This is a genomic window from Streptomyces sp. CRN 30, from assembly GCF_034105845.1.
The window spans coordinates 26959-39388 of the sequence record NZ_JAVRHI010000550.1 but is presented as its reverse complement, the minus strand read 5'-3'; the positions used below and the strand labels follow the sequence as shown (position 1 = coordinate 39388).

Sequence of the window (12430 nt, the reverse complement as noted above, 5' to 3'; positions counted from 1 at the left end):
CGCCGAGCTGGACCGGCTGTCCGCGCGCGCGGCCGCCTCCGTGCGCCGCCTCGCGCCGCTCCGTACCGCGTACGACCGCGTCGCCCGCATGGCCGGGCTCGCCGCGGGCACCTCCGCGGACAACGAACGCCGGATGCGCCTGGAGGCGTACGTGCTCGCCGCCCGCCTGGAACAGGTGGCCGCGGCGGCGACCGCCCGGCTGCGGCGCATGTCCTCCGGGCGTTACACCCTCGTCCACTCCGACGACCGCTCGGGCCGGGGCCGCAGCGGGCTCGGACTGCACGTCGTCGACGCCTGGACCGGACGCGAGCGCGACACGGCGACACTCTCCGGCGGCGAGACGTTCTTCGCCTCCCTCGCCCTCGCCCTCGGCCTCGCGGACGTGGTCACCGACGAGGCGGGCGGCGTCCGCCTCGACACCCTCTTCATCGACGAGGGCTTCGGCAGCCTCGACGACCAGACGCTCGACGAGGTCCTGGACGTGCTGGACTCCCTGCGCGAGCGGGACCGCAGCGTGGGCATCGTCAGCCACGTCCCGGACCTGCGGCGCCGCGTGCACGCGCAACTGGAGGTCGTGAAGGGCCGGTCCGGGTCGACGGTACGGCAGCGGGGCGCCGGCTGAGCAGGCGCAAGCCCGCGCGCGGAATACTCACGTGCGCCGTGCGCCCGCCCCGCCCATCATGGCTGCCATGCCCCGACTCCCGCACCCCGCCCCCGAAGACCTGCGCCGGGACCCGCTGCCCCTGCGCGGCCGCACCGCCCTCGTCACCGGGGCGAGCCGGCGCGGCGGCATCGGGTACGCCGTGGCCCGCCGCCTCGCCGCGTACGGCGCGAGCGTCCACCTGCACCACCACGTGCCGCACGACGCCGCACTGCCCTGGGGCGCCGACCGCCCGGAGGACGTCGCCGCCGGAGTGCGCGAGGCGCTCGGCGACCCGGACGCGCGCGTGACCCACGGACCCGGTGACCTGTCCGACCCCGCCGCGCCGGCCGAGCTGATCGCGACGGCCGCGGACGCGCTCGGCGGGCGGCTCGACATCCTCGTCGCCAACCACGCCCTCTCGGGCTCCGACGGCACCCTCGGCACGGTCGACGCCGCGATGCTCGACGCGCACTGGGCGGTGGACACGCGGTCGGTGCTCCTGCTGGTGCAGGCGTACGCGCGGCTGCGGGCCGTCCTCCCGCCCCGTACCCCGGGCGGGCGCGTGGTGATGATGACCTCCGGGCAGGACATCGCCGGCGGTATGCCCGGCGAGCTCGCGTACGCCCTGCAGAAGGGCGCCCTCGCCTCGGTCACCCGCTCGCTGGCGACGACGCTCGCCGATCTCGCCGTCACCGTGAACACCGTCAACCCCGGCCCGGTGGACACCGACTACATGGACGGTGAGGCGTACGAGGAGATCGCCGCCCGGTTCCCGGCGGGCCGCTGGGGCATGCCGGACGATCCCGCCCGCCTCATCGCCTGGCTCGCCACGGACGAGGCGGAGTGGGTGACCGGGCAGGTCGTCGACTCGGAGGGCGGCTTCCGGCGCTGAGCGGCTGAGCGGCTGGACCGCCGTGCGGCGGGCCGGGAGCACCGGCCCGCCGCCCCGTGCCACCGGACGCGACCGGTCAGAGCTGGGACAACTCGTCCACCAGGTCGTCCAGGCCGAGCGACCCCTGCGACAGCGCCGCCATGTGCCAGGCCTTCGCGTCGAAGGCGTCACCGTGCCGCTCGCGGGCCTTCTCGCGGCCGAGCAGCCAGGCGCGCTCGCCCAGCTTGTAGCCGATGGCCTGGCCCGGGATGGTCAGGTAGCGGGTCAGCTCGCTCTCCACGAAGTCCGCCGGGCGGCTGCTGTGCGCGCCGAAGAACTCCTGCGCCAGCTCCGGCGTCCACCGCTCGCCCGGGTGGAACGGGGAGTCCGCCGGGATGTCCAGCTCCAGGTGCATGCCGATGTCGACGATGACGCGGGCGGCGCGCATCATCTGCGCGTCCAGGTAGCCGAGCCGCTCCTCCGCGTCCCGCAGGAAGCCCAGCTCGTCCATGAGCCGCTCCGCGTACAGGGCCCAGCCCTCGGCGTTGGCGCTGACCATGCCGACGGTGGCCTGGTAGCGCGAGAGGTCCGCCGCGACGTGCACCCACTGCGCGAGCTGCAAGTGGTGGCCGGGGACGCCCTCGTGGTACCAGGTCGACACCAGGTCGTACACCGGGAAGCGGGTCAGTCCCATCGTCGGCAGCCAGGTGCGGCCCGGGCGGGAGAAGTCCTCCGACGGGCCCGTGTAGTACGGGGCCGCGGCGCCGCCCGGCGGGGCGATGCGCGACTCCACCTTCCGCACCCGCTCGGCGAGTTCGAAGTGGGTGCCGTCCAGCGCCTCGATGGCCTCGTCCATCAGCCTCTGCAGCCAGTCGCGGACCTCGTCGACGCCCTCGATGTGCCGGCCGTGCTCGTCCAGGTGGGCGAGCGCCACCCACGGCGTCCGGGCGCCCGGCAGGATCTTCTCGGCCTCCGCCCGCATCTCGGCGAGGAGACGGTGGAACTCGGACCAGCCGTACGCGTACGCCTCGTCCAGGTCCAGGTCCGTGCCGTTGAAGTAGCGGGCGAAGCGGGCGTAGCGCTCGCGGCCCACCACGTCCGGCGCGTCCTCGATCGCCGGCGCGTACACGTCGCGCATCCAGTCCCGCAGCTCCACGACGGCCGCGGTCGCCGTGCGGGCGGCCCCGTCCAGTTCCGTACGGAGCGTGTCGGGGCCCGCCGACGCGAAGTCCTCGAACCAGCCGCGGCCCGCACCGTCCACGTCCGCCCACTCGGTGAGCTGCTCGACGAAGGTAGCCGTCGGACGGGGGGCCGCGTACAGCTTGCGCTCCAGACCGAGGGCGAGGGACTCGCGGTAACCCGCCAGCGCGGCCGGCACCGCCCGCAGCCGCTCGGCGATCGCCGCCCAGTCCTCCTCCGTGTCGGCCGGCGTCACGGTGAAGATCTCGCGCACCTCGTGCGGCGGCGTGCTCATGTTGCCGACCGCGCGCAGGCCCTCCTCCGCGTCGTGCACGGCCAGTTCGGCGGTGAGCCGCTCCCGCAGCAGGCGCGCGCAACGGCGCTCGGCGTCGCTGTCCGCGCCGGGCCGGCGTTCCGCCTCGTCGAGCTTGGCGAGCGTCGTCCGCGCCAGCTCCGCCACGGCCTCCTGGCCCGCGGGCGAGGTGTCGGGCAGCCTGCTCGAACTCTCCTTCACACCGAGGTAGGTGCCGGTCACCGGGTCGAGGGCGATGAGCTCGTCGACGTAGGCGTCGGCGACCTCGCGGGGCAACGGGCTGCTCGTGATCTGTGACATGCGGCCATCCTGGTACGCGGACGGCCGCCCCGTCAGCCCGATCACGGCGGGCCGGGCCCCGATCAGCCGGATTTCGCCCAGGGCGTGACGTGCCGGCCCCGGGCGGCGGCGTCGCCCGCGGAAGGGACGGGTTCCGTCACCAGTCGTGCGTGAGCTCCTCGTGCCCGTGCCGTGCCTGTCCGTACGGCAGCGGGGGAGTCACCGGCGTCCCCTCCAGGCGGGCCGTGACGACGAGGGTGCCCTCCTCGATCTGGTAGTCGAGGGGCAGGCCCAGGCCGCGCATCGCGGCGACCATGCCCGTGTTGGAGGACTGGGTGACGGCGTACACGTGTCCGCAGCCCGCCTCGGCCGCCATGGCCACCAGCCGGCCGAGCAGCTCACGGCCGATGCCGCGTCGCTGCCACGCGTCCTCGACCAGCAGCGCGACCTCCGTCTCGTCGCCGTCCCACAGGAGGTGGCCGAGGCCGACGATCCGGCCCGCGGCGGTCTCCACGGCGAGGGTCCGGCCGAAACGGGGGCTGAGCAGGTGGTTCAGGTAGCGGTCGGCATCGGCCAGCGGCCCGTGGTAGCGCAGACGGAGGGTGCCCGGCGAGCACCGCGTGTGCATCGCCCTCGCCGCCTCCAGGTCCTCCGGTCCGGCGCGCCGCACGCTGATGTCCGGGCCCTCGGGCAGCGTCAGCACGTCCTGGCCGCGCGGGATCCGCGGGCCCAGCCGTGCGTCCAGCTCGACCAGCGCCCGCGCCCGGGCGAACTCCGTCGGCGTGAACGGCAGGTACGCCCGCTCCACCTCGATCACCCCGCCCTCCGGCGCCCGCAGCCGCAGCACCGTGTCCTCCAGCGCCCCCTCGACCGGGGCGCCCTCCGGTGCCCGGCCCGCGGCCGGGGCGGGCAGTGAACGGATGGCGCAGCGGCCGAGCAGCTGGCGCAGGGCGAGGGGGAGTTCGGCCGTGTCCAGGGCCGTGCGCGTGGCGAGGCCCAGCACCCTGGCCGGTACGTCCACGAGGTCGTGGGCGTCGGCCCGCTCGATCCAGGTGTCGCTGCCGCCCGCCTGGGCGACCGCGCGGGTGATCCGGGAGGTGGCCAGCTCCTGAGGCGACCGCAGCAGGAACTCGTCCACCGTGCCCTCGGCCAGCGGATGCGTCTGGAGGCTGAGGATGTCCACCTCGTGCCGGGCCAGCGCCGTGCACAGGGCGGCCAGTGAGCCCGGCTCGTCCCGCACCGTCGTGCGCATCCGCCACAGCGCGGTCGCCCCGGTGGGCGTCTCCTCCGCGGGGCCGTCGGGCCCGTCGGTACCGCCCGTATCGTCCACCGGGGGTGCGTGACCGTGGCGCCGTGCCCACCAGGTGTGGAAACCGGCCGTGGCGACGAGGACCGCCGCCGGGACCAGCAGCAGCGCCGTACCGCCGGGTCCGTGCCCGGTCCGGCCGGCCACGGTGTCGGCCACGGCCACCGCCGTGAACAGCGCGGCGAGCCCGACCACGGCCCGCCGCCAGTGGTGCACCGGGCGGCCGTTCCTCGCCCGCGTCACTCGGGACATCTCTACAGTCATGCAGCCACTGTGGAGGAGCGGTGTTGCGTGATCACGAACGCCCTGTGACCGATGGGTTAAGCAGTGCTACGCACCCTTTGTTGCGTTTTGAACGGCGCAGGTGCCGCGCACCGGGGGATGACTCCGGTGCGCGGCACGGCTCTTCCATGAGGGTACGTCAGACGCGCGCCGGGACCGCCCGGTCACTGCCCGACCAGGCCGGGCCGCAGCACCTTGGTGAACAGCACGCTCCCGTCCTGCTCCCGCAGCCGTACCGTGAGCTCCCCGCTGTCGCCGTCGATGTCGACCTCGCCGAAGAACTGGTAGCCCTCGGCGGGCGAGACGTTGGACGTGGTCGGAGCCTTCACGAAGACCCGCTCGGGCCCGAACGTGGCGTCCAGCGCGCTCGCCGGGAACGCGCCGGCGTTGAGCGGCCCGGAGACGAACTCCCAGAACGGCTCGAAGTCGCCGAACGCGGCCCGCGACGGCTGGTAGTGCTGCGCCGAGGTGTGGTGCACGTCGGCGGTCAGCCACACCGTGCCGGTGATCCGGCGGTGCTTGACGTACCGCAGCAGCTCGGCGATCTGCAGCTCCCGGCCGAGCGGCGCGCCCGGGTCGCCCTGCGCGACGGCCTCGATGTTCTGCGCACCCTCGGTCGTGTCGGGCACCACCAGCCCGAGCGGCATGTCGGAGGCGATCACCTTCCACACCGCGCGCGACCGCGACAGCTCGCGCTTCAGCCACGCCAGCTGCTCGGCGCCGAGGATGCCCTGCGGGTCGGTCCTCCCGGTGCCGGGCGAATTGGCGTTCCGGTACGTGCGCATGTCCAGGACGAAGACGTCGAGGAGCGGGCCGTGCCGCAGCACCCGGTGCATCCGGCCCTCGCGGGCGCCCGGCCGCAGCGTGGAGACGGGGAAGTACTCGCTGAACGCTCGCTCGGCCCGCCGGGCCAGGACGTCGACGCTCTTGACGGTGTACCGGGTGTCCGAGTCCGCGATCACCTGGCCCGGGTACCAGTTGTTGCGCACCTCGTGGTCGTCCCACTGCACGATCGACGGCACGTGCGCGTTGAACTCCCGCATGCGCTCGTCGAGCAGGTTGTAGCGGAAGTTGCCGCGGAACTCGGCGAGCGTCTCGGCGACCTTCGCCTTCTCCTCGGTGGTGATGTTGCGGTACACACCGCCGTCGGGCAGGGCCGCCGTCGCGGATATCGGCCCGTCGGCGTAGATGGTGTCGCCGCTGAACAGGAAGAAGTCCGGGTCCAGCTTCCCCATCGCGTCGAAGATGCGGTAGCCGCCGATGTCCGGGTTGATGCCCCAGCCCTGGCCGGCCATGTCCCCGGACCACACGAACCGCACCCCCGAGCGCCGCTTCACGGGCGAGGTGCGGAAGGTGCCGGTCACCGGCTCGCCGGTGCGGCGCGGGTCGTCCGGGTCCGCGAGCAGCACCCGGTAATGGATCCGCTCGCCCGCCGGGAGCCCGTGCAGCCGGGTCGTCCCGGTGAAGTCGGTGCCGGAGCCGAGCAGCGGGCCGCGCCACCGGCGCGGATTGCGGAAGGACTCGGTGGCGGAGGTCTCGACGATCATCCGGGCGGGCCGGTCGGAGCGCACCCAGACCAGGCCGGAGTGGGCACTCACGTCCCCGCTCTGCACCCCCCACGCCGCGGTGGGGCGCCCCGAGCGGGCGAAGGCGGGGGCCGTGCCCAGCGCGCCGGCGGGCAGGGCCAGCGCCGCCGACGCGGCGAGGGAACCGCGCAGCACGCTGCGGCGGCCGGGCAGCTGGCCCGTCGGACGGTGTGACATGGATGCGCCTCCAGGACGGTTCGGCCGATGTACACCGCCACACCTACTGGCGCACTGCGGCGCGCACGGAAACCACGAGTGAACAGGCGGCTCGGGGCGGGAGGGAACCCGTGGACGTGCGGCCCCCGCGCGATTCCGGCCACCGGTACGAACACCGTGTGAACACCGCGTCGCACCGCCGTCGTCGGAACTCTGTGCGGTGGAGGATTGGTCTTGACCAAGGGTGGGGGCCGTCCTATGGTCGCAGAGAAGTGCAACAACCTTTAATAAACAAGGGCGCCAAAACGCCGCCGGCCACGGCGATCGCGGAGGACAGGGTGGGGACCACGCAGCTCGAAACGGTGCCGGAGCCCAAGTACTGGCATCTGAAGACCGTGCTCAGTGAGGCACTGGACTCCGAGTTCTCGGTGGGGGAGATCCTGCCCAACGAACGGGACCTCGCGGCCCGCTTCGGCGTCGCCCGCGCCACCCTCCGCCAGGCGCTGGAGCAGCTCGAACTGGAGGGCCGGCTGCAGCGCCGCCGCGGCGTCGGCACCACCGTCGCACCGCCCCGCATGGGGGTGGCCGTGGGCAGCGAGGAGCACGTGTGGCCGGGTGCGGCCGACGACGCCTGGCAGCCCGCGGGCTGCGCGACCGCGCCCCCGCCGAACGCGGTGGCCGGCCTGCTGGGCACCGCCCGGGACGAGCAGGTGCACACGGTGCGCCGCTCCCGGGTGAGCCAGGGCCAGCCCGTCGCCGCCGAACTGCTGTACGTCCCGCGGGCTTCGTTGCCGGCGCTCCCCGAACCGCCCTTCCCGGACGCGCCCTCGGGCGCCGCCCGCGCGCGTGCCGTGCTCCGCGAACTCCAGCACCTGGGGCTCGAGGGGCAGGACCGCGCGGTGGAGCTCGGCTCGGCCCGCGTGGAGGACGCCCGGGAGCTCGACCGGCTGCCCGGTGCGCCCGTCCTGGTGGTCACGACCCGCTTCTTCGCCGAGGGGCGCACCGCGGCGGTCTCCGTCGCCACCTACCGCGCCGACACCTGCCGGCTGACGTTCGGCGACTCGGGCGGCGTCGAGATCCACCACGGTACGGAGGACGAGGTCTCCTGAGTTCACAGGCGCGGCACGGCCCGTGACCCGGGCTCAGCGCCGCCGCGCCGTCACCGTGCTCTCCACCGCGAACAGCTCCTCCTCGACGTGGTCCAGCGCGAGCCGCAGCGCTCCCGTGGCCACGGCCGCCTCGCCCAGCGTCGACAGCGTCACCCGGGGCGGCCGCAGACAGTAGCGCGCCAGCTCGTGCCGCAGCGGCTCCAGTACGTCGTCCAGTCCGGTCGACCGGCCGCCGATGACGACCAGTTCGGGGTCGAGGGCCAGCACGAGCGCCGCCACGTCGTGCACGAGCCGCCGGACGAAGCGGTCCACGGCCGCGCGGGCCCGCCTCTCGCCCCGCCGGGCGTCGGCGAACACCCCGGCCACGGCCTGCTCGTCGAGCGGAGGCAGCGGCTCGTCCGTCGTCGACAGCAGCGCCTCCGGAGTGGCCTCACGGCCCAGCAGGTGCAGCGCGCCGATCTCCCCGGCCGCGCCCCCGTACCCGCGGTGCAGCCGCCCGCCGATCAGTGAACCGGCGCCCGGGCTCAGCCCCGCGAGCACGAACACCATGTCGTCGCAGCCGGTGGCCGTGCCCTTCCAGTGCTCGGCGACCGCCGCCGCGTTGGCGTCGTTCTCCACGATCACCGGGCAGCGGAAGGAACGGCTCAGCCGCTCGCCCAGCCGCAGCCCCGTCCACCCGGGCAGCGCCGTCCCCAGCCGCACCGTGCCGTCCGCCCGGACGATCCCGGGACTGCCCACGCCGACCGCGCGCAGGGAGCCACGGGCCACGCCCGCGCGGCGCAGCAACTCGGCGACCGCCGACCGCAGCCGGTCCAGCCGCACCTCCGCCGCGGCGGTCTCGGTGACGTCCTTGGACAGCGTGCCGAGCACCCGCCCGTCCAGGTCGGACAGGAGCGCCGTCACCCGGTGCGCGCCGATGTCCAGCCCCAGCAGATGGCCGGCCTCCGCCCGGAACCGGAACCGGCGCGCGGGCCGCCCCTGTCTGCGGGCCGCGCCCTCCTCGGCCGCCGTCTCGACGACGAGTCCCGTCCCCACCAGCCCCTCGACCACACCCTCGACCGTCGGCCGGGACAGCCCGGTCACGCGCGTGATCTCGGTGAGCGTCGCGCAGTCCGTGGCACGCAGCGCGTGCAGCACCACCGCGGAGTTGATTCTCCGCAGCAGCGAGGGATCCCCGCCGGTCAGCCGCCCCACCGTCCGTCCTCCCAGCTCGTGCGCGTGTTGGCCGGATCGTACTCGGCACGGCGGGGACCGGCGAGGCCCCGGGGGAGCGTGAGCCGCCCACCGGCCCTCGGCCGGTTGTCAGTGGTGCCCGCTTTACTGGGACGCATGGACATCGCACAGCACCTCGCCGTCATCGACCGGCTGTGCTCCGCCGACTTCCCCACGGAGCACGGCCGGTGGGAGGCCGGCACCGCGGGTCCGGGCCACCACGTCGCCGAGTTACGGACCAGCACGGACTTCTGGGAGGACGACGGCACGGAGCGGGAGGCGGTCGCCGCGCAGTACGAGGCGGAGCGTGACGCCCTGTCGGAGCGGCTGGCCGAGCGCTGGGGCGCCCCGGACGTGTTCAGCCTGTGGAGCGTCCTCGTGCGGTCCATGGAGGGCGAGGACGTACCCGAGCCCTGGGGCGTGCTCGCCTCGCACGTGCCGGACGTGCACCTGTGGAGGGAGGCCGGCCACGGGCGCTGGGTGGCGCTGGGCGTCTCCCAGTGGGACAAGGAGCTGCCGTTCCAGCTGCTCGCGCTCGTGACGGAGACGGAGCCGCCGTGACCGGCTACGCCCCGGGAGTCTCGTCAGCTTCCGCGGCCACCCGCAGCCGGGCGAACTCCTCCGCCATCGTCTCGGCCGTCCAATGCGCGTTCAGCCCGCTGGGGTTGGGCAGCACCCACACCCGGGTGTCCCCGATGGTCCGCTCCTGCGGGCCCACCCGTGCCTTGCGGTCGTCGAACGCCGCCCGGTACGCCGTGACGCCCACCACGGCCAGCCAACGCGGCCGCAGCCGCGCCACCTTGGCGGTGAGCAGGCGCCCGCCCTCGGCGTACTCCGCGGCGGTCAGCTCGTCGGCCCGGGCGGTGGCCCGCGCCACCACGTTGGTGATGCCCAGCCCGTACGACAGCAGCTCCTGCTGCTCCGACGGCTGCAACCGCCGGGGCGTGAACCCGGACAGGTGCAGCACCGGCCAGAAGCGGTTGCCGGGGCGGGCGAAGTGGTGGCCGGACGCGGCCGTCATCAGACCGGGGTTGATGCCGCAGAACAGGACGCGGAGTCCGTCCGCGACGACGTCCGGTACGAGACGGTCGCGGGCGGCCTCCAGCTCCTCGGGGGTGAAGCGCGTCAGAGGATCGCCCCCGGGGTGTACCCCGCGGCCTCGGGACGCTGCTTCACGATCTCCTCGATCCGGCCGACGACCGTGGCCACCTGGTCGGCGGCGGCACCCGTGAACGACAGCTTGTCGGCCATCAGCGCGTCCAGCCGCTCGCGGTCCAGCGGGATGCGCTCGTCCGCGGCCAGCTTGTCGAGCAGCTCGTTGCGCTCGGCGCCCTGCTCGCGCATGGCGAGGGCGGAGGCGACGGCGTGCTCCTTGATGGCCTCGTGCGCGACCTCGCGCCCGACGCCCGCGCGCACCGCGCCCATCAGCACCTTGGTGGTGGCGAGGAACGGCAGGTAGCGGTCCAGCTCACGGGCGACCACGGCGGGGAAGGCGCCGAACTCGTCGAGCACCGTCAGGAAGGTCTCCAGCAGGCCGTCCAGCGCGAAGAACGCGTCCGGCAGCGCCACCCGGCGCACCACCGAGCAGGACACGTCGCCCTCGTTCCACTGGTCGCCCGCCAGCTCGCCGGTCATCGACGCGTACCCGCGCAGGATCACCATGAGGCCGTTGACGCGCTCGCAGGAGCGGGTGTTCATCTTGTGCGGCATCGCGGAGGAGCCGACCTGGCCCGGCTTGAAGCCCTCGGTGACCAGCTCGTGCCCGGCCATCAGCCGGATCGTCTTCGCCAGCGAGGAGGGCGCCGCGGCCAGCTGCACCAGCGCGGTCACGACCTCGTAGTCCAGCGAGCGCGGGTAGACCTGGCCGACCGAGGTGAACGCCTGTCCGAAGCCGAGGTGCCCGGCGATACGGTTCTCCAGCTCCGCGAGCTTCGACGCGTCCCCGCCGAGCAGGTCCAGCATGTCCTGCGCGGTGCCGACCGGGCCCTTGACGCCGCGCAGCGGGTAGCGGCCGAGGAGCTCCTCCACCCGGCCGTAGGCGACCAGCAGCTCGTCGGCGGCGGTGGCGAAGCGCTTGCCGAGGGTGGTGGCCTGCGCGGCCACGTTGTGCGAACGCCCGGCCATGACCAGCTCGCCGTACTCGCCGGCCAGCTTGCCCAGGCGCGCCAGCACGGCCACCGTACGGTCGCGCACCAGCTCCAGCGAGAGCCGGATCTGCAGCTGTTCCACGTTCTCGGTGAGGTCGCGGGAGGTCATGCCCTTGTGCACGTGCTCGTGCCCGGCGAGGTCGTTGAACTCCTCGATCCGCGCCTTCACGTCGTGCCGGGTGACCTTCTCGCGCTCGGCGATCGAGGCCAGGTCGACCTGGTCGAGCACCCGCTCGTAGTCGGCGAGCGCCGCGTCGGGCACGTCGATGCCGAGGTCCTTCTGGGCCCGCAGCACGGCCAGCCAGAGCTGCCGCTCCAGCCGCACCTTGTGCTCGGGGGACCAGAGCGTGGCGAGCTCGGCGGAGGCGTAGCGTCCGGCGAGGACGTTCGGGATGCGGGGCTTGGCAGGCGCAGAAGTCACGAGCAGGAAGTTTACCCGCGCGCCCGGGCCCTGCGGCCGGGTGTCCCACGTCGGGCGGACGGCTCACGTCGGGTGGACGGCCAGCTTGAGCTCCGCGAGGACCAGCCGACGCGGTGCGCCGTCGTTGTGGGAGACGCGCAGGGCCACCGGCACCCCGGGGTGCACGAACATCTCGTGGTGCTTGGTGAAGCACTGCATGCCGGGGCTCGGCGGCCGGTGGTCGGTGGCGGTGGTGTTCACCGGGTCGTCGGTGAGGCCCAGCGGGTCGCGGACGAACTGGTCCCGCAGCTCCGTGTAGCGGCCCGCCTCCCACTGGATCATCGCGGTCAGGGTGCCCCAGCCGTCCGCGGCCGGCCAGATCAGCCCCGCCCGGTCGTCGCGCTTCGCGTCGGTGACGACGTGGCCGTCCGGCTGGGTCGCCGGGTGCATGTTGTACCGGTCGTACGACTCGGCGTCCCCGAAGGGGAAGCGGACCACCGCGTAGGCGCCCGGAGCTATGAGCTGCGGACCGTTGGTGATCAGCGAGCAGACACGGACGGTCATGGCACTCTCCCGGCAGAACGACGCGGCGCGGCCGTCGGCCGGCCCGGTGCGGGCGGCCGACCCCCTGGGTGTTCCCTCGTTGAAGGGGCGACAACCTACGCCGAGGTCGGTCCCTCACCGGCCGCCGGCAACTCGTACGGCAGCGGCTCCGGCGGTTTCGCCGGGCGGCCGTCCCCGGACGGTGACCCAGCCTGCGTCGTCGGGCCCGTCGCCGGGGGCCGGCCGTGGTGGACCCTTCCCTGTCGGGGTATCGACTCCGGTCCGTCCACCGGGTGCGACGCCCAGCCGCCGACCGTCTCCCCGATCTTCGATCTCCTCCTCCGTGAACGCGGAGGAGAAGGAGGGGGACGGGCGGATGTGCCGTTCCGGGTCGGCTGTGTCTC

11 protein-coding genes are annotated in these 12430 nt (G+C 74.1%); 4 read left to right on the top strand and 7 right to left on the bottom strand.

The window, feature by feature from the left end; translation table 11 throughout:
- Both UW392_RS63890 and UW392_RS63885 read left to right on the top strand, forming a co-directional pair.
- Positions 1–622: SbcC/MukB-like Walker B domain-containing protein (locus tag UW392_RS63890; protein WP_320784686.1), on the top strand; the 622-nt coding region annotated here is incomplete at its 5' end.
- Positions 623–689: 67 nt separating this feature from the next.
- A complete protein-coding gene (locus UW392_RS63885; RefSeq protein ID WP_320784685.1) occupies positions 690–1535 on the top strand; it encodes an SDR family oxidoreductase in 846 nt (281 codons plus the stop codon).
- A 76-nt stretch (positions 1536–1611) separates the two neighbouring features.
- Here UW392_RS63885 and UW392_RS63880 read toward each other — a convergent pair whose 3' ends face one another.
- From UW392_RS63880 to UW392_RS63870, 3 genes are all read right to left on the bottom strand, one after another.
- Positions 1612–3306: a DUF885 domain-containing protein gene (locus UW392_RS63880; protein WP_320784684.1), complete on the bottom strand. Its 1695-nt coding sequence runs from the start codon at positions 3304–3306 to the stop codon at positions 1612–1614.
- 136 nt (positions 3307–3442) lie between these two features.
- Complete coding sequence (locus UW392_RS63875) at positions 3443–4855, bottom strand: GNAT family N-acetyltransferase (protein WP_320784683.1); 1413 nt, start codon at positions 4853–4855, stop codon at positions 3443–3445.
- Between the two features lie 182 nt (positions 4856–5037).
- Positions 5038–6636, bottom strand: coding sequence for an alkaline phosphatase D family protein (locus UW392_RS63870; protein WP_320784682.1), 1599 nt, complete (start codon positions 6634–6636; stop codon positions 5038–5040).
- A gap of 317 nt (positions 6637–6953) precedes the next feature.
- Between UW392_RS63870 and UW392_RS63865 the strand changes: the two genes are divergently transcribed.
- The gene (locus UW392_RS63865) at positions 6954–7724 is read left to right on the top strand and encodes a GntR family transcriptional regulator (protein ID WP_320784681.1); all 771 of its coding nucleotides are present in this window, start codon (positions 6954–6956) and stop codon (positions 7722–7724) included.
- Positions 7725–7757: 33 nt separating this feature from the next.
- Here UW392_RS63865 and UW392_RS63860 read toward each other — a convergent pair whose 3' ends face one another.
- Positions 7758–8918, bottom strand: a complete 1161-nt coding sequence (locus tag UW392_RS63860; protein ID WP_320784680.1) for an ROK family transcriptional regulator — start codon at positions 8916–8918, stop codon at positions 7758–7760.
- Positions 8919–9053: 135 nt separating this feature from the next.
- On the opposite strand from UW392_RS63860, the gene UW392_RS63855 reads away from it, so the two are divergent.
- Positions 9054–9497 (top strand): hypothetical protein, encoded by a 444-nt coding sequence (locus UW392_RS63855; protein ID WP_320784679.1) that lies wholly within the window; start codon positions 9054–9056, stop codon positions 9495–9497.
- A gap of 4 nt (positions 9498–9501) precedes the next feature.
- Here the strand turns inward: UW392_RS63855 and mug are convergent, their stop codons facing one another.
- From mug to UW392_RS63840, 3 genes are all read right to left on the bottom strand, one after another.
- On the bottom strand, positions 9502–10065 hold the full coding sequence (gene mug / locus UW392_RS63850) for a G/U mismatch-specific DNA glycosylase (RefSeq protein ID WP_320784688.1): 564 nt from the start codon (positions 10063–10065) through the stop codon (positions 9502–9504).
- A complete protein-coding gene (gene purB / locus UW392_RS63845; protein ID WP_320784678.1) occupies positions 10062–11504 on the bottom strand; it encodes an adenylosuccinate lyase in 1443 nt (480 codons plus the stop codon). The genes mug and purB overlap by 4 nt, the downstream gene beginning before the upstream one ends.
- A 63-nt stretch (positions 11505–11567) precedes the next feature.
- Entirely contained in the window at positions 11568–12047 is a 480-nt protein-coding gene (locus UW392_RS63840) for a hypothetical protein (protein WP_320784677.1), read from the bottom strand.
- Between the last annotated feature and the right edge of the window lie 383 nt (positions 12048–12430).